This is a genomic window from Arthrobacter sp. ok909 (assembly GCF_900104405.1).
Lineage (GTDB): Bacteria > Actinomycetota > Actinomycetes > Actinomycetales > Micrococcaceae > Arthrobacter > Arthrobacter humicola.
In genome coordinates this window covers 15081-33413 of the sequence record NZ_FNJS01000015.1, presented here as the reverse complement: position 1 = coordinate 33413, position 18333 = coordinate 15081, and the positions used below count along the sequence as shown (strand labels likewise).

Genomic DNA, 18333 nt, shown 5'->3' with positions numbered 1-18333 from the left:
CATAGGCTGATGACGGACGCGCAAGGCGTGATCCATTTGCGATAGCTCCGGAAGGGGTTGTTGCTGCAATTGGGCACCACCAGGCATAAGAAGAAGTTCCGTCTCCATGGAGTAGGTCTAGTGAAATCACCGCGCCGCGATCTTGCGTGTCAGGCGACAAACGGCGTGCCGGCCGGACCCACGTCCAGATGGGTTAGTATCACCTCGGCTGGCGTGGCCCTCTCGGTCCTGATCTCCGCATTGACGATGAGCCCGGCTTCGGCCGCCACTCTAAGCGAGCAAAGGGCCGCCCTGCGCCAGATCTCGTATGCGGCCGCACAGAATTACGTCGACGCGCGCCCATTCATGACACAGCTGGCCAGATCGAATGCCCTGACGGTCAAGAGCGCCATCGCTTCGGGTACCGCGTCCCTGAAGCAGGCGGGGGATGCGCTGACGGCAGCTACAACCCAATCAGCCATGGACGCCGTTGCCACACAGATGAAGGCAGAGGCGCTCAAGGCATCCACCGTCCGGAAGACGGCCGAACAGTTGACGGTTCTGAAGGGTCTCCGGGCGACTCAACAAACGGTCGCGACCACAGCTCTCGATGACTTTGCGGCGGCCCGGATTACTCCGGTTGCCTACGGGGCGACGAAGGACAGGACGAGTGCATTCACCACGCAGTTGGCGGCGGACACAGCTGCCCAGCTAGGGGTGATCGGTAAACCGCTTCCCGCCATAGACCTGAAGTCTCCGGCGTGGCTAGCCCCACTGCAGAACGCCGCGGGCACGATTCCGTCCGCTCCGGGATGGATAGGATTTCCGGGTGGTTGCGCGTTGCCCTCTGCCAGCAGTGCATTCACGCCGGTACTTCCGTCCACCGGCCCTGGTGTAGCGACATCCGCGAAGCTGATCGCCGACGCCAAGGGACGAGTCGATGCGGATCCGACCCTCGCCGCGGTACACGCGCAAATGCTTCGCTCGGCTTCGTCCGAAGCTGCGACCCACTTGCAGCTGTCGGACCTGCGAACCGCCTATGTCCCCCGGGTCGCGCGACTTGGATACGGTTGGCTTTCCGGCGGGGACCAAGCGGCGCGAAACGCCTTGGCATCCGAGGCTAAAGAAATACTGGCAGCCGGGCCCGCTGGCATGAATACATTGACGTCATCCCATCTACTGCTCGCGGCAGCAACGGCGACGGACTGGGCGAAGTCGACCGGTATGGAGGAGACAGTATTAGTGCGTTGGCTCGGCCCTCAAACATGCTTGCAGGCCGACAAAGAGAACTTCGTCGATGCCCCCACGAACATCGCGGCCATCCACAACTCTGCCAACTTCATCGCCGCCGCGGTATTCCTCAAGAAGTCTCCAGCCAGGGCTGCGGCGCTGGCCAGAGAATCCCTCGTTTCCATTCAGCCGGCGCTGCGCCTGATCACGGCAGATGGCGGTACCCAGGAGGGGCCCGGCTACTGGACATACCAAAGCCGGGCGATCGCCGTTCTGTACTCGTCGCTGCCCAACGTGTATTCAGCCGTGCCGGTGGCGATGCCGTCGTTGGCGAAAGTTTCGGCCTACGCGATGAATAGTACGGATCCCACGGACCATCCGACACCGTTCGCAGATGCGGAGCCCGCTGAACTCAGCCCCCTAATGCCTGCCTGGGACGCCCACGTGAGAAACAATTCAGGAGTCGCGGCCTGGGTAGCGAAGAAGTTCAAGCAGAAACCGGACGCATACCTCATGTGGTGGGCATCGACACCGGGCAGCCTGCCAGCCAAGAAATCGGCACTGTATCCCCACACGGGGCTTGCAGTCCTGCAGCTCCCGGGCAGCACGGCCACGCTCAAGGGAGGCGTCAACGCAGCCAATCATGCACACCTGGATTTGGGCGCGGTCTCCTTGTTTCGCCGTGGAGTCCAATGGTCAGTAGACCCGGGCGGACTGGACAACGCCCCCTCCGCCTACTATGCCGAGCCCACCCGATGGACTTACTGGAAAGCCGGCACATCATCCCACTCGACATTGATGATGCAGGGTGTCAACCAGCCGACAACTGCGATCGCTCAGGTAACCGAGCCCTCAGCCTCGGCAGCTTCTGCAGACCTCCGCCAAGCGTTGCCGGGAACATCAGTTGCAACCCGTTCCATCTCTCACGGAACGACCTCGATGGTGATAAACGACGTCGTGAGCGCCGACAAGGCCACTGATCTCGTGTGGCAGTGGGTCACGGATGCATCGGTAACCCTTGGGTCGAACCGGGCCGTACTCAGCCGCGATGGGCAGACTCTCGTTCTGCGATTCACCGGCGCCCCTGCAGGGTCGGTCCTTACCGCCGTGCCAGCCCCCGAGAAGGGTCCCGATGGACGGGCGCTAACCATCGTCAAGCTTTCGATGCCTCAGGTACGGAACCTGAATCTTTCGACTACCGCGTATTGATTGTTCCCGGCCAGCCGATGGCTATGAAACGGTCAACCATTTGGTGGTAAATGGGGGCACATCACTGTTTTCGGGATTTCGTAGAAAGACCCTCGCCCGGTAGCGGCCCGGCGGAAGCGAACTCCAGCGCAGAGTACGGCCTTCTCCGAAGGGGGTCCTGTCTACGGGGTCGGAACCGCAGAAGAGGCGACTAGCAATCTCCCAGCCAGATGGCGCGTGCACGACCAAGTGCAGGGACGTGGAGTCGTCACCGGCGTGATGGAACAAGTGGGTTACAACACGTTCGCGGCTCCCCAGCAGTTCCTGCTCTATATTTGCGACCAGGAAAGCTCTGTAAACGCTGCCAATTTCTGCGTGTGGCAATCCCGGAAGCACCGTTACATCGATGTTCTTGCCGTGACGATCCGCGTATTCCTTAAGCGGGAGAACATGGTTGCGATGATGGTGGTCGGCCTCGCCTACAACAATGCTGATCCTCGTTGAGTCCCCCAGGCCGTCAATCGCGTCGAACAACACCTGGTCCAAGGCGCGTACTGATTCATCGTCGGTGCCTCCCATGATGAACCGCAAGATGTTCGGGTGCGGTGTCTGAAGGAACGAACCGATCTTCACCTGAGGTGCGCCGACAATAATACGTCCGGCGCCGGCGGCTATTCCGTGGAGCACTGCTGCGCTTCCGCCCTTGGAAGAGCCCGCAGTAATCAGATCCGCGGCCGTCAGTCCCAAACGGTGCAGTTCCGCACGGATCAGCGATTGTGTCGAATCGAAAATGGACCGGTCACCATGGTCAGCCAGATAGTAAGCTCCCTGGTCCCCAAAATCATCGAGAATGTAGAGGGCATTCGTCCCGGTCTGATCTACGGACTTCTTGTAGTTGAATGTGAAGTCGCCAGGCTGGTGTATCGCTGTAAACACAACCGCGAGCTTCCCCGAGCCCGCTTCGGAGGTCGCCGGCACCGAAAGATAATTCAGCCCGACACGCCCGCCGCTTCGCTTCCAGTCCGAGGATGCCTCGCTGAGTCCGCGGTCCAGGTAGCTAAAGCCGGCTAGTCTAATGCGGGTGTGGAGATGGGCGCTGCTGCCGGTGAAAGCAATTTTGACGACATTCGAGGGAATAGCCTCACCAAAGCGCGGAAACCGCCAACCAAGATATTTTGGTCGCTTTTCCCCCTTATGCACCGACACGTATGTGGGTACATCCGCATCGAACTGAAGGTCCATCAGTTTACGGCCGTTGTGGAACAGTTCAAAACCGTTACCGTGAACTACCGGCTCGACCTCCGGGCCGAGATTCCACAGCAATTCAAATGAATGCTCGCCATGGCATTCTATGGCGTCCGAAATATCAAGCCGGGGGATCCCCGCTTCCTCGCGGATGTCGACAGTTCTGCTGTGCGTCGTGTCTTTAAGGCGCTGCGTCCGCCCGGTGACCCGGTAGCCGTCATCACGAACTTCATGCGCTTCGAGGGTCGTCAGGTGGCTGGACTCGTCGGTGCGGGGCAGCGATACACCATCGACAACAAGGCAATTGTGGGCGTAGGAGGAGTAACCAAACTTAGTCAGCGGGTCCTTGTAATCGTAGCCATAGCCGCCTGCTTCGGAGAGGAGATCCACTCCGTCGCTGCGCAGAAACAGACTCAGATCATCGGAGTGCTTGTGATAATTTGCGTTGTACGCCGCCGAGAAGAATGCAAAGGTTGCCTTCGGGTCGCCCCACGCACTCCGATAGATCGCATAGCCTGAGTCCGGGAGGACCATGGTCCTCCGTTGAGGCTTGGATCCGAGTTTGCCGGCCGAGGCAGCGTACGCAAATTCTTCGCTGTCGAAGATGTTCTGCCGCGCGGCCCGTACCTCCGATTGCTGAGTCGTGTCGCTGACGGGTGGGTACATACCGTTCGGCATGAGCGCGTGGCTTGCGTAACCTGCGGCAGCTGACAAGAGACGGCGATAGTAGTCCGCGTGCTCGTGGTTGACTTTCGACAGAATCTCCAGGACCCCATGCACGTGCCTGCAAACCATAAGGTGGTACGTGGGCGTGTTTTCCACGTGCACCCCGTCCGCGGTGAACGACGAGGAAAAATAGGAGTGGAGACGCCGCGTCGATACGTCAAAAAAGCGCACGCGATCTGCCTCTGGAGTCTCCTCGCACATCACACTGAAGTACAGAAGGGCCAGGTCCTGGAACATGCCATGGTTATTGCCGGTGGCATGGAACTCGTCAGAGGCAAGAAGGTCCGCTGTATTCACGGCCAAATCGGTCAGCCAGATGAAGTCTTCCTCGTTCACAAGGGCTTTGAGCTGATGGATCAATGAAGTTAGCTGAATCAGCCGCTGAGCCGTCGTTTCGTCATGGTGAGAGACAGCGGGGATCTTGGTTCCATCGGCGTACGCGCTGGCCCAGGTCCGGACAATCTGTATTGCGGTCGCTGCAGCAGACCGGTTCACTTCCGCATCACGCAGCAAAGTTCCGTGCCAGTCCGAGAGGAAAAGGAAGCCGTGAACAAATCTGGCCTGCGACCTCTTGGTCGAGTCAGCCCAGATCTGACCACCGTTGTAGTCAAGAACCCCAAATCTTGCGCTGACGATCTCGCCTTGGCGATACAGCCGCGCGGCTCGCGATCGGGAGGCTTCGTCGGATCCCTGGGGCAATTGCCGGGAAACCGCTTCCTTCATCACCTCAAAATTGATCGGCTGCACCATCGGTTCTCCAGTCTTCTACTGCGCTTTGATACACGAGATTCAGTCGCCGGGCCCGCGCTTAGCTGTTCGGTCATAGACCGAATTCGGCAATTCGGTCGCCGAGATTCAGCATGTGCTCCAAAGCTGCGACGGTCCTTTCGGCGGCTTTGCCGTCGCCGTAAGGGTTTACCGCATTGGCCATGGAATCATAGTGGTCTTGATCCTTCAGCAGATGCGATACCTCGCTGACGATTCGTTCCTCGTCGGTGCCGATCAGCGATACCGTTCCAGCAGCGAGGGCCTCCGGACGCTCCGTGTTGTCCCGCATGACCAGAACGGGCTTGCCGAGGCTCGGAGCCTCCTCCTGCACGCCGCCTGAATCTGTGAGAACGACGTGAGCCAGCGAGAGCATTCGAGTGAATTCACCGTATGCCAAGGGCTCGGTGACCACGACGTTGGACAGGCCTTCGAGTGCCGGTAGGACGGCTTCGCGTACCACGGGATTCTTGTGGGCGGGCAAAACGATAACCAGTTCCGGCTCGGAAGCGGCGATTCGGGCCAGCGCCCTTCCCACGCCGCGCATGGCATCACCCTGGTTCTCGCGGCGGTGCGTCGTCACCAAAAGGATCCTCCGGCCGCTGGCGGCGAGGTCTTCGAGTTGCGGATCGGTGAAGGCGATCTGCTTGTCCACGGTGGTGAGCAGAGCATCGATGACCGTGTTGCCGGTGACGACGATGTCGTCCGGGTTCACTCCTTCGGCCAGCAGGTTAGCCTTGCTGGTGCTGGTCGGCGCCAGGTGCAGGCTGGCAATCTGGCTGGTGATCTTCCGGTTTGCCTCTTCCGGGAACGGTGAAAAAAGATCTCCACTGCGCAGCCCGGCTTCAACGTGCACCACCGGAATACCGTGGTAAAACGCAGCGATGGCTCCTGCAGTGGAGGTGGTTGTGTCGCCCTGGACAATTACTGCGTCCGGTTTATTGTCGGTGAACAGTTTGTCGAGCCCGTCAATGGTGCGGGTCATGATCGCGGACAAGGACTGGCGCTGCTGGAGAATGTTGAGGTCGTGGTCCGGCACGATGCCGAAGAGCTCGTTGACCTGGTCCAGCATTTCGCGGTGTTGCCCGGTCACTGTCACGACACAATCGAAATGATCAGATTGTTGCAACGCGGCAACGATAGGGGCCATCTTGATGGCCTCTGGCCGCGTCCCGAAAATCGGCATGATGCTGGGCATGGAAAGTCCCCCCATAGGATCGCGAGTTGGTTTGCCACTGAATCCTACGCGACTGCACAGCCGAGCCGTGAACTCGGACAGCCGTCCGGGACCCTTAGCCGGCGAAGATCAGTGCCAGCACCAGCGCAGGGATGCTGAGAGCGACCAAAATCACTATGCAAAGCGCTATGGTCCGCTTCCGTCGCCGTGAAACTTCTATGGACTCCTGCTTCTGGCGGCCGACAACTGGATTGTCGCTTCTGCCCTTCCCGTGTGTCGAATCCTCTGCCGGCCATTCGGCAGACGCCGTAGTTTCGGTCGACAGCGGAAGCGGTTCGGCGCCGGGGACCAGCAGCGTGTCGGGAATGTCCTGGTGCAGTCGGCGGCGTCGCAAATGCCGGGGTGTGGCAACCAGCGGGGGAGCGACCTCGGAAAAGTGTTCCAGCGTGTCCTCCTCGCCTCGGTCAGTTGCCCGAACCGGCTGACCAGTTCAACCGGATGAGGTTCAATTGTTACATTTCCGCCCGCTGATTGGCGCATTCCGGCCGGAAAGATGCATCGATCAGCCCCCCGGTTTCAATCACAAACCGACGGATCCACTGGATGAAATCCAGGTCAGGGTGTGAGGCAACCATCTGGACGTCCGCCGTCGTGCATTGCCTGATCAGCCGACCGGCGCGGGTGACGTGATAGCTGGACGTCACCACGGTGACGGACCTCCAGCCGTTGGCCTCGATCAACCGGGAGATCGCCTCCGCCTCGCCCCGGGTGTCCAGATCCGGGGGCCTGAAGCAGATGACGTCCGCGTTGGGGAAGGCGGCTGCATTGCACGCCTCATCCGCCACGCGGTTGCCCACGGTGTCCGTGTGCGAGATCACTAGGACCGGGATGTGGAATTGCTCCTGGAACTGGCGTGCCACCGGCAGCCGCTCGGAGGCCGCGCCGCCGAGCATGATGACCGCGTCGGTCCGGTGAAGGCTGAGCGGATCCACGTTGACGAACATCTGGGCGGCAACGAGCAGCAACAGCAGGAAGCCTCCGACGGCGAAGGCCAGCACCCTGCGGGTGGCGGTATTCACCGCGGCGACGGAAGGAGGCACGGCTAAGAGTTTGGCACGCAGATTTCAGGTGGCGAAATGGTGCGCGATTACTGCGAAAAAACTTGCAAAGAAAAATGCGTGATGCAGTTGTGATTTAAGGGATCAAAGTTATGGGGGTGACAGGCGTGAATTGGCGTTTATGCTATAGGCACCTTACGTCGCTCCCACCACCAGGTCTCCACCTGAGGTCTCACCCTTAAGCGAGCAATCTTGCGAAAACTGAACATAGCGGCAACAGTGCTTGCCGCCGTGATGCTTGCAGCAGCGTTGCCCCAGGCCGCTGTGGCCGCGGTCGCCACGCAGATTGAGGCGGTGGCTCCGACTGCCGTCCCCGCAGTCGCGGACCCCAGCCCGGCACCCGGAGTGGATGACTTTGTGCGCCCGGAGCCTCCCGCGGGTCGTGCCAAGTCCGAATACACCTACGTGAGCGCGCCGCTGGCCGGCACCATGAAAACCACCGTGGTGACCGTGCAGCTGGCAGACAAGACGCTGGCCGAAACGGATGCGGCCGTACCGATGGCCGCGGCGAAGGCCTCGCTCAGCGCGGCCAACCGCTACTGGGCATATGCCACGGCGGGCCGGGTGGATATTGCCCTGAGCTCGTCGCAGTCCCTGCACAAGTCGGCCGCGACTTCCACCCAGTCGCCGTCGCAGATCGTGGACACCGTCTCCCAAGAGCTGGGCTGGACGCAGAGTTCCTATACGGCACTGGTGATCTTCATCCCGGGCTCCTACCTCACTAACGGCGCCGCGGGCATGACCTATAGCAACGGCAACATTGGCGGCCGCATCCTGATGCCGCAGAACAGCCGGCTCTCCACTCCGGTACTGACTCATGAATTCGGCCATGCCCTGGGCATGGATCATGCCAACAGCCTGCTGTGCGGCAGCGGTGCCATGGACGTGGCCGCCGGGCCGTATGCCGGCTTCGCCGATCCCTCCTGCAGCATCAAGCCTTACGGCGACAACCTGGACCTGATGGGCATCTCGCACTGGGACATCATGCCGGAGATCAGCGCCAGCTTCTGGGAAATGGGCCGGTTCGGCAACGGCAACGAGATCGCCAACCTTGGCACGGTGTCTGCCCCACGGACGGTGACCCTCACACCCTGGGCCGGAACCGGTGCCAACCGGGCGGCGAAGTTCACGGACCCGAAATCCGGCGAGGTCTATTTCCTGGAACTCCGCGCCCCAGTGGGCTACGACGCCGTCGTCGCGCAAAACGGAAACCGCGGTGTGAAAATCACCCAGCAGGGTGGCGGCAACTCCTCCATCCTGCTTCCACCAGATACCCGTGCGTCCGCCTTCAACGGCTACTACAGCAACACCCAGGCCTGGCAGGCCGGGCAGACCTTCAGCACCCACGCGGGCACCAAGGTGAGCATCGATTCCGTCAGCGACACCGCTGCCACCGTGACCATCCGACCGCCCGGAGCGCCCGCCGTGGGCTACGTCGAGTCCATGGCCATCAACCGCTCCGGCGCCACGGCCAGCCTCGACATCGCCGGCTGGGCGTACGACTCCGCTCAGCCTTCAGCATCGTCCACGGTCCAGATCTATGTGACCCCGCCCGGCGGTACCGCAACGGGCTACGCCGTAGCAGCCAATCAGGCCCGCGCGGACGTCAACAAGATCATGCAGGTCACCGGCAACCACGGGTTCACCCGGTCCTTCAATCTAACGGCCGCCGGGGTATACAAGGTCTGCGTGACCGCCGTGGGCAGTTCTGAGAACGCGGACCTGGGCTGCCAGTCACTGACCCTTGCAGCGACGGCGCCCCCGGCCGGCTATCTCGAGTCCCTGACGCTCACCAAGGCCAGCGGGATCACGGTGCTGCGTGCCGCCGGCTGGAGCTACGATCCCGGGACGCCTGCCGCGTCCATTCCCGTCCACATCTACGTGACGGATCCGGCGGGGAAAACGACGTCTCAGGCCATCACTGCCAACAACAGCCGCTCAGACGTCAATCTGGTGATGGGCGTGACCGGAAGCCACGGTTTCACCACAGACATCCCAGTGACGGTGAGCGGTGAATACAAGGTGTGCGCCTACGGCTTGGCTGTCAGCCCGTTCAGCCAAGGCAACAGCCTTCTGGGCTGTAAATACCTCACGCCACGCGCAACGCCGGCGCCAGTCGGCTACTTGGAGAGTACGGTTGCCAAGACCGACGCGACGACGGCGACTATCACCGCGACCGGGTGGACCTTTGATCCGGGCACTCCGGCTGCCCCTATCCCTGTCCACCTCTACGTCACCGACCCCGGCGGAGTGACCACCAGTTCCGCCTACACCGCCAACCAGGCCCGAGCGGACGTCAACCAGGTTATGGGTACCACCGGAAACCACGGTTATACGGTGGCGCTGCCGGTCAAGGCGCCAGGTGAGTACAAGATCTGTGCCTACGCTCTGGCCGTCAGCGTCTTCCCGCTGGGCAACAGCTTCCTAGGCTGCTCGACGGTGCGTGTCGCAGCCACTCCCGCACCCATCGGGTACCTGGAGTCCCTCAAAGTCCAGCTTGGCGGGACGGGATCCGCACTGGTGGCGAGCGGCTGGGGCATGGACCCGGGCATGACGCAGGCGAGCATCCCCGTCCACCTGTATGTCACGTCCCCCGACGGCACCACCAAGGGCACGGCCTACGTGGCCAACCAGTACAGGGCCGACGTGAACTCGGTGTTCCAGGTCTCCGGCAACCACGGTTACCGGGTTGTCATGCCGGTCACCAAACGCGGCACGTACACCGTGTGCGCGTGGGGGCTGGGCGTAGCGGGGATGTCGACGGGCAATACACAGTTTGGTTGCCTCAAGACCACCTTCTAGCCCCCGTTCGGCGGTGTCAGCCCCTCGCGGTAGCGTAGGGCTGTGCCTGAATCTCCCGTGTCTGAAACTCCCGTGCCTGTAACTTCCGTGTCCGAAACCCGGCCCGCGGAGCCCGGCCTGACCGTGGCCGGGCTCTCGGAGTCCCAGCTGCTGGAGCGCATCTTCCCGCGGCTCATCATCCCGGAGCCCGCCGGCGGCCCGGAGGCGGGCACGTCCTTGCTGCTTGGGCCCGGGGACGACGCCGCCATTGTCGCGGCCCCGGACGGCCGGACGGTGCTGAGCATCGACACCCAGGTGGCGGACCAGGACTTCCGGCTGCAATGGAACAACGGCTACCGGACCAGCGGGTACGACGTCGGCTGGAAGGCCGCCGCGCAAAACCTCAGCGACATCAACGCCATGGGCGCCCGGTCCACGTCCCTTGTGGTGAGCCTGACCATGCCGCCGGAAACCCCGGTGTCCTGGGTGGAGGATTTCGCGGACGGCCTCACCGCCGGCATCCGGGAGCTGGGGGCTCGCGGCTGCACGGTGGCCGGCGGGGACCTGGGCCGCGGCCGCGAACTGGCCGTCAGCGTGGCGGTCGTGGGCACCCTCGACGGCAAGGAGCCGGTCCTGCGCTCCGGGGCCCGGCCGGGGGACACGGTGGCCCTGGCCGGAACGGTGGGCCGCGCCGCCGCCGGCCTGGCGCTGCTGGAATCGGAGATCAGCGTCGCGGAGCTGACGGCCGCACAGCGAGCCCTCATGGACACCCAGTGCCGGCCGCTGCCGCCGCTCGCCGCGGGCCCTGCGGCCCGTGACGCCGGCGCGTCGGCCATGATGGACATTTCGGATGGCCTGGTCCGCGACGGCAACCGCATGGCCGCGGCCAGCCATGCCGTGCTGAACCTGGACGCCGCCGCACTGAAGGAACTCGCTGTTCCGCTGCTGCCGGCGTCGGAGCTGCTGGGGGCAGACCCGATGCCCTGGGTCCTGGGCGGCGGCGAAGACCACGGGCTGTTGGCCACATTCCCCGCGGGGGTTCAGCTCCCTGCCGGTTTCACTGCGATAGGCTCGGTAGAGACCCCTGCACCAACTGAAAGCACGGGAGTAAAGATCGCGGGCAGGCCCGCTGACGCTGTGGGATGGGATCACTTTGCAAACTAAAATTGCCGCCAACGCGCAAGCGATGAAGCGGTGGTTGAGCAAGGCGGAGACAACGCTCGGAAACCACAGCGACCGCCTGAACGCCATCAACATCTTTCCCGTGGCCGACGGCGACACCGGCACCAACCTCTACCTGACCGCCCGGGCTGCGGCCCGTGCCGCCGCCCAGGCAGCGCACGGAACAGACGCCGCCGGCGCAGACCCCGCGCCGCAAACGTCCCAACACAGTTCCCCGCACAGTTCCCGGTACGCCGTTGCCGCCCCGGACCCCGCCCAGCACGACGTCGGCGCCGTCCTGGCGCAGGCCGGCCAGGCAGCCATGGAACAGGCCCGCGGCAACTCGGGAACACTGTTTGCCGTGTTCCTCTGCGCCGCCGCCGAACCGTTGGCCGGACACACCCGGATCAGCTCGCCGCTGCTGGCTGCGGCCCTGAACCGGGCCCAGCTCCGGGCCTGGTCCGCGCTGAGTGATCCAGTGCCCGGCACCATGCTCTCCGTGATGGAAGCCGCCGCCCGCGCCGTGGCCGCCGTGGACTCCGCGCACGACGGCGATGACAGCAACCAGACCCTCGGCCTGGCCCTGGACGCCGCCGTCGAGGCAGCCCTGGCCGCCGTGGTGCACACGGAGGACCAGCTCGCTGCCCTGCACGCCGCCCACGTGGTGGACGCCGGCGGCGTGGGCATGCTCCTGATCCTGGACTGCCTCCGCTCCGCCGTGCTCGGCGAGGAGCTCCAGAGCGAACTGCTGGACGGCCTGCACGGCTACGACGTCCAGGATCCGCACATCCACGTCGGCATGCCCCGCGACGACGGCGTCGAACTCATGTGCACCATCTCCCTGTCCCCGCTCGACGCCGCCATGATGCGGCAGCGGCTCGACGAAATGGGCGACTCCGTGATCATGAGCCAGGTGGGCGGCGCCGTGGATGCTGCCGGAAACTACCGCTGGCGCGTCCACGTCCACGTCCTGGATGCCGGACCTGCCGTTGCGCTGATCCGTTCCCTGGGCGAGCCCACGGACATCTCCGTGAGCGAGCTCGCCCTGCCGCGCGACCCGGACACGGAGGCCGCCGTCACCGCTGCCGCCGTGGCCCCGGTCCTGGCCGCTGAAACCCGAAACCCCAACGGATATGCACGCTGAACTTGAACTGGGCCTGGAACGCCGGATCGGCAAGCGCTCCGCGGCTGTCATCGAAAAACACCTTGGCATCACCACCGTCGGCGGGCTCCTGAACTACTTCCCGCGCCGCTATCTCAGCCGCGGCGAGCTGACACCCATCAGCGAGGTCCCGCTGGATGAGGAAGTGACCCTGATCGCGCGGGTGATCTCCAACAGCACCCGGGCCATGCGCGCCCGGCGCGGTTCACTCACCGACGTCGTGATTTCCGACGACGCCGGGACCGCCGGTTCCGGACGGGCCGGCGGCGGACTGCCGGGCACGCTCAAGGTCAGCTTCTTCAACGGGTTCCGGGCCAAGGCCGAGCTCCAGCCGGGCCGGCGCGCCATGTTTTCCGGCAAGGTCACGCGCTACGGCGGCTCCTTGGGCCTGACCAACCCCGATTTCCTGCTGCTCGATGAGGACCCCGACACCCCGGGCCTGGACCCGGAGAAGCTCGCGGCTATGCCGATCCCGGTGTACCCGGCCACGGCGAAACTCACCAGCTGGTCCATCCAGAAGGTCATCTCGACCCTGCTGGACACCCTGGAACTCGAGGCCCTCGGCGACCCGCTGCCCGCGGAGATCGCGGCGCGCGAGAAGTTCCTGCCGGTCGCGGACGCCTACCGGCTGATCCACGCCCCGCAAACCCCGGCCGACTGGCAGCGCGCCCGGGACCGTTTCCGCTACCAGGAAGCCTTGGTGCTTCAGTCCGCCCTGGCCCGCCGTCGGGCCCAGCTGGCCGCCGAGGAAGCGACGGCCCGGCGCCCGGCACCAAACGGGCTGCTGCCGGCCTTTGACCGCCAGCTGCCGTTCACGCTGACCGCCGGGCAGGCCGCCGTCGGCAAGACGCTCTCCGAGGAGCTCGCGCAGGACTCGCCGATGAACCGGCTGCTCCAGGGCGAGGTGGGTTCGGGCAAGACCATCGTGGCCCTGCGCGCCATGCTGCAGGTGGTGGACGCCGGGGGACAGGCGGCCCTGCTGGCCCCCACCGAAGTCCTTGCCGCCCAGCACTACGAATCCATCCGGCGCACGCTCGGGCCGCTCTCCCGGGACGGGATGCTCGGCGGGTTCGGTCCGGACGCCGTCCAGGTCACGCTCCTCACCGGCTCCATGCCCACCGCGGCGCGGAAGCAGGCCATGCTGGACGCGGCCTCCGGGACGGCGGGAATCGTGATCGGCACCCACGCCCTGCTCAGCGAGACCGTGTCCTTCTACGACCTCGGGCTGATCGTGGTGGACGAACAGCACCGTTTCGGCGTCGAACAGCGCGACGCCCTCCGGGCCAAGGCGAGCAAACCGCCGCACCTGCTGGTCATGACCGCCACCCCGATTCCCCGGACCGTGGCCATGACCGTATTCGGGGACCTCGAAACCTCCGTCCTGGACGAACTCCCCGCGGGCCGCGCGCCGATCTCCACCCACGTGGTGGGGCTCGCCGAGCACCCGGCCTGGGCCGGCCGCATCTGGTCCCGTTCGCGGGAGGAGATCGACGCCGGCCACCAGGTCTACGTGGTGTGCCCCAAGATCGGCGACGACGACGACGGCGACTTCACCCCGGGCGAGGCCGAACCGTCCGCGGCGGACCTGGAAGGCGAGAACGGCGCGCGGGAGCTCGCCTCCGTCACCGGCGTCGTGGAACACCTCCGGGACGAGCCTGCCCTGGCCGGGGTGCCGGTCGCGCCCCTGCACGGCCGGCAGGACCCCGCCCTGAAGTCCGAGACCATGGCCTCCTTCACGGCCAACCAGACCAAGCTGCTGGTCTCCACCACCGTGATCGAGGTTGGCGTGGACGTGCACAACGCCACGCTCATGGTGATCCTGGACGCGGACCGTTTTGGCATCTCCCAGCTCCACCAGTTGCGCGGCCGGGTGGGCCGCGGCGGCCTGCCGGGGACCTGCCTGCTGGTCACCACCCTGGAGCCGGGCCATCCGAGCCGCCGCCGGCTGGACGCCGTGGCGGCCACCACGGACGGCTTCGAACTCTCCCAGGAGGACCTCAAACTGCGCCGGGAGGGCGACATCCTGGGCGCCTCGCAGTCCGGCGGGCGCTCCACACTGAAACTGCTGCGCGTGCTCGAACACGAGGACGTGATTGCCCGGGCCCGGCAGGACGCCCAGCGGATCGTGGCAGCCGATCCCACGCTGGCGGGCAGGCCCTTGCTCGCCGCGGCCATCGACGAATACTTGAACCCCGAGAAGGAGGCGTTCCTTGAACGCGGCTAGCACCACAAGCCAGGCAAACAGGTCCACGGGGGATCGCGCATGAGCCGCATCATCGCCGGCGCGGCCGGCGGCAGCCCCCTGACCAGCGTCCCCGGGAACATGACGCGTCCCACGACGGACCGCGTCAAGGAAGCGCTGTTTTCCCGGCTGGACGCCTTTAACGTCATTACCGGTGCCCGGGTGCTGGATCTCTACGCGGGCTCCGGCTCACTGGGCGTGGAGAGCGGCAGCCGTGGCGCCGACTCCGTGGACTTGGTCGAATTCGATGCCAAGGCCAGCGCCGTCTGCCAGAAGAACGCGGACCTGGTCAACACCGTGGCACGCCGCAAGGTGGTCTTCGTTCACCGGTCCAAGGTCGAATCGTTCCTGGAACGGACCGCCGACGCCGTGCTCTGGGACCTGGTGTTCCTGGACCCGCCCTACCCGCTGGACGAGCCGGCCCTCGCCGCCGTGCTGGCCAAGCTGGTGCCGCACCTGGGCGAGGGGGCCGTCGTCGTGGTGGAACGCTCCTCCCGGAGTCCAGAGCCGGCGTGGCCGGAGGGCCTGGAACGCTTCGCCGAGAAGAAGTACGGGGAAACCCGGCTGTGGTTCGCCGAGCCCGGCGTCGCGGCCGCGGATTAATCGGACAGCACGTCCAGTTCGACGCCGGCCAGGACCTTGGCCGGATGCGGACCGCGCGCCGTGAGCGCCGCCGTCCAGACCTCCGGCCACGGGCCCTGCGTCCCGGTCAGGATGATGTTGCCGGGGTAGCGGCCGGTGAACATCCCGGCCTCCGCGAACGCCGCGACGTCCGTCATGGCCCGGCGCAGGGCCGCGACCTGGCTGCGGACGAGGGTCAGACCGGGTTCGTCGCCCACGTTGACAATCAGCACCCCGCGCGGCGTCAGCCGTGCCGCCGCCTCCTGGTAAAACTCGGTGCACGCGATATGCTCCGGTGCTTCCGGGCCGGAGAAGATGTCCAGGATCACGACGTCGAAGCGCAGCTCCGCCGGAAGCCCGGCGAGGGCGTCGCGGGCATCGCCGATCACCGTGTGCAGCTGCGTTCCCTCCGGCAGGGGCAGCTGCGCCAGCACGAAGTCCAGCAACTCCCGCTCCAGCTCCACGGCGTACTGGACCGAGCCTGGCCGGGTGGCCTGGATGTAGCGGGCCAAGGTCAGGGCGCCCGCGCCCAGATGCAGCGCCGTGATCGGCTCGCCCCACGGAGCGGCGAGGTCCACCACGTGCCCGATCCTGCGCAGGTATTCGTAGAAGATGTCCCCGGGATCGGCCAGGTTGACGTGGGACTGTTCCGCGCCGCCGATGCTCAGCACGAAGCCGCCGTCGGTAAAAGGATCCGGTTCGATCTCGGCGTGCTGTCCCGTGGTCCGCAGGAACCGTGAGGAGCCGGGCTGCTGCTCGGCCATCCTCACAGCCTGTCGCGCAGGGTCGCCAGCCGCTCGGCCGCTTCCTCCAGCACGTGCAGCTGCTTGCAGAACGCGAAGCGCAGCAGGCTGCGGGTGCGCTCGGCGCCGTCGGCGTGGCAAAAAACCGGCACCGGGATCGCGGCGACACCCACGAGGGCCGGGAGCCTGCGGGCCAGCTCCACGGAATCGGTGATGCCCAGCGGAGACGTGTCCACGTTCACGAAGTACGTCCCCTGCGGCGTGAAGACGTCGAGGCCGGCCGCGCGCAGTCCCTCGCTGAGGATGTCGCGCTTGTACCGGAGGGTGTCCGCGATGCCGGTGTAGAACTCGTCCGGCAGTCCCAGCCCCACCGCGATCGCCGCCTGGAACGGAGTGCCGGAGCTGTAGCTCAGGAACTGCTTGACGGTCCGTGCGGCGGCCATCAGATGCGCCGGCCCGGAGATCCAGCCGATCTTCCACCCGGTAAAGGAGAAAGTCTTGCCGGCGGAGGAAATGGTCAGCGTGCGTTCGGCCGCCCCGGGCAGCGTGGCGATCGGGATGTGCCGGGCGCCGAAGGTGAGGTGCTCGTAGACCTCGTCGGTGATGATGACGGCGTCGTGCTTCTCGGCGAGTTCGACGACGCGCTGAAGCACCTCGCGGGGGAACACGGCACCGGTGGGGTTGTGTGGGTTGTTGACCAGCACCACCTTGGTGCGCGCACTGAAGGCAGCTTCCAGCGCGGCGGGGTCCGGCATGAAATCCGGGGCCAGGAGCGGGGCCGTGACATGGGTGGCGCCGGAGAGCCCGATGATGGCGCCGTAGGAGTCATAGAACGGTTCGAACGTCAGCACCTCATCTCCGGGGCCGACCAGGGCGAGCAGCGAGGCGGCGATGGCCTCGGTGGCGCCGGTGGTGACGATGATCTCCGTCTCGGGGTCCGGAGCGAGCCCGTAGAACCGCTGCTGGTGGACGGCGATGGCCTCCCGCAGCGGCAGGATGCCCTTGCCGGGCGCGTACTGGTTGGCACCGGCGGCGATGGCGGCCTGGGCGGCCTCCTTGATCTCCACGGGGCCGTCCTCGTCCGGGAAGCCCTGGCCGAGGTTGATGGCACCCGTGCTGAGGGCCAGGGTGGTCATCTCCTCGAAGATCGTCACGCCCAGCGAACCGTCCGCGGAGAGCAGGTTGGCGCCCGTCGCCGCGCGCTGCCACGGAAGGGGGATCGGCGCGGTCATCGGGGGCCTGCTTTCGTGTCGGGGACGGCGCGGCCGGTGAACTTGTCCATGGTGGAGTAGATCCCGAAGACTTTCCCGCCCACGAAGTCCCAGGCCCGCACCGGCAGGATGCCCTTGAGCACCTTGCCGAGTTTGGCCATGGCGGGGGCGATCAGCTGCGGCTGCCCGGCGACGGTGGCCCGCCAGGCCCGGTCCACGGCATCCTCCGGCGTCATGAGCGGCGTCAGCAGGGGACCGCGGGCTCCCTCGAACATGCCGGTGGAGATGTAGCTGGGGCAAAACGTGGTGACGGCCACGTGGCGGTAGCCCTGCTGCTCCAGCTCGAGCCGGAGCGAGTCGCTCCAGCCGATGACGGCCCATTTGGACGCGGCATAGACGCTCATCCGCGGATTGGACACCGTGCCGGCGGCGGAGGCGACGTTGAGGATCCGGCGGGGCCGGCCGGCGTCGGCCATCATGTCCGGCAGGAATTCGAGGGTGACATACATGGGTGCCAGGGCATTGATCTTCATGGTCAGGGCGATGTCACGGTCCGGGGTGTGGTCCCAGAAGTACGCGCCGCGGACGATCCCGGCGTTGTTCACCAGCAACGCCAGCGGCCCTTCGGCCCGGGCCTCCCGGGCGGCCTCGGCGATCGCGGCGGGGTCCGCCAGATTCACTGTCCGGGGGACGGCGCGGGCGCCCAGGGCGGTGACTTCGGCGGCGGTGCTGGCCAGGGCGTCGGCGTCGATGTCCCACAGGATCACCACCGCGGCGCCTTCCCGGGCGGCGCGGAGGGCGTACAGCCGGCCCATGCCCATGGCGGCGCCGGTGACCAGGGCCACGCCCCCGTCCATGGTGAACGGCTGCATGGTGAAAGGCCGAGTGGCAAAAGGCTGCACGGTCAAAGGCAGGGCGAAGCGGTTCTTCGATGCTGACATTCAGCCATGCTATCCCGGCCCGCGGCGCGAATACGGTAGGTTC

Annotated in this window: 11 protein-coding genes and 1 pseudogene; 6 read left to right on the top strand and 6 right to left on the bottom strand. The window is 65.4% G+C overall.

Features of this window, described 5'->3' with window-relative positions; all coding sequences use genetic code 11:
• The first annotated feature begins 213 nt into the window (after positions 1–213).
• On the top strand, positions 214–2418 hold the full coding sequence (locus BLR03_RS13265) for a heparinase II/III domain-containing protein (protein ID WP_139184549.1): 2205 nt from the start codon (positions 214–216) through the stop codon (positions 2416–2418).
• 21 nt (positions 2419–2439) lie between these two features.
• On the opposite strand, the gene BLR03_RS13260 is transcribed toward BLR03_RS13265, so the two are convergent.
• The 3 genes from BLR03_RS13260 to BLR03_RS13250 all read right to left on the bottom strand — a co-directional run bounded on the left by BLR03_RS13260 (position 2440) and on the right by BLR03_RS13250 (position 7410).
• Positions 2440–5118, bottom strand: a complete 2679-nt coding sequence (locus BLR03_RS13260; RefSeq protein ID WP_091253253.1) for a heparinase II/III domain-containing protein — start codon at positions 5116–5118, stop codon at positions 2440–2442.
• A 70-nt stretch (positions 5119–5188) separates the two neighbouring features.
• A complete protein-coding gene (gene wecB, locus BLR03_RS13255) occupies positions 5189–6331 on the bottom strand; it encodes a non-hydrolyzing UDP-N-acetylglucosamine 2-epimerase (RefSeq protein WP_091253377.1) in 1143 nt (380 codons plus the stop codon).
• A gap of 491 nt (positions 6332–6822) precedes the next feature.
• Positions 6823–7410 (bottom strand): YdcF family protein, encoded by a 588-nt coding sequence (locus tag BLR03_RS13250; RefSeq protein ID WP_091253251.1) that lies wholly within the window; start codon positions 7408–7410, stop codon positions 6823–6825.
• Between the two features lie 249 nt (positions 7411–7659).
• Here BLR03_RS13250 and BLR03_RS13245 point away from each other — a divergent pair, with 249 nt between their 5' ends.
• From BLR03_RS13245 to rsmD, 5 genes and pseudogenes are all read left to right on the top strand, one after another.
• Complete coding sequence (locus BLR03_RS13245) at positions 7660–10230, top strand: zinc metalloprotease (protein ID WP_217639787.1); 2571 nt, start codon at positions 7660–7662, stop codon at positions 10228–10230.
• A 72-nt stretch (positions 10231–10302) separates the two neighbouring features.
• Positions 10303–11373 (top strand): thiamine-phosphate kinase, encoded by a 1071-nt coding sequence (gene thiL, locus BLR03_RS13240; protein ID WP_091253248.1) that lies wholly within the window; start codon positions 10303–10305, stop codon positions 11371–11373.
• Positions 11374–11395: 22 nt separating this feature from the next.
• Positions 11396–12514, top strand: a complete 1119-nt coding sequence (locus BLR03_RS13235) for a DAK2 domain-containing protein (protein ID WP_091253246.1) — start codon at positions 11396–11398, stop codon at positions 12512–12514.
• Complete coding sequence (locus tag BLR03_RS13230; RefSeq protein ID WP_091253245.1) at positions 12504–14756, top strand: ATP-dependent DNA helicase RecG; 2253 nt, start codon at positions 12504–12506, stop codon at positions 14754–14756. The genes BLR03_RS13235 and BLR03_RS13230 overlap by 11 nt, the downstream gene beginning before the upstream one ends.
• Before the next feature lie 30 nt (positions 14757–14786).
• Positions 14787–15377, top strand: a pseudogene (gene rsmD, locus BLR03_RS13225) (16S rRNA (guanine(966)-N(2))-methyltransferase RsmD); the annotation flags it as partial.
• Here the strand turns inward: rsmD and BLR03_RS13220 are convergent.
• The 3 genes from BLR03_RS13220 to BLR03_RS13210 are packed head-to-tail and all read right to left on the bottom strand — an operon-like array spanning position 15374 to position 18290.
• On the bottom strand, positions 15374–16159 hold the full coding sequence (locus tag BLR03_RS13220) for a spermidine synthase (protein ID WP_175460541.1): 786 nt from the start codon (positions 16157–16159) through the stop codon (positions 15374–15376). The pseudogene rsmD and the gene BLR03_RS13220 sit on opposite strands and share 4 nt — an antisense overlap.
• Positions 16160–16161: 2 nt before the next feature.
• Entirely contained in the window at positions 16162–17370 is a 1209-nt protein-coding gene (locus BLR03_RS13215) for an aminotransferase class I/II-fold pyridoxal phosphate-dependent enzyme (protein ID WP_091253242.1), read from the bottom strand.
• On the bottom strand, positions 17367–18290 hold the full coding sequence (locus tag BLR03_RS13210) for an SDR family NAD(P)-dependent oxidoreductase (RefSeq protein WP_368086968.1): 924 nt from the start codon (positions 18288–18290) through the stop codon (positions 17367–17369). The genes BLR03_RS13215 and BLR03_RS13210 overlap by 4 nt, the downstream gene beginning before the upstream one ends.
• Positions 18291–18333 lie beyond the last annotated feature (43 nt).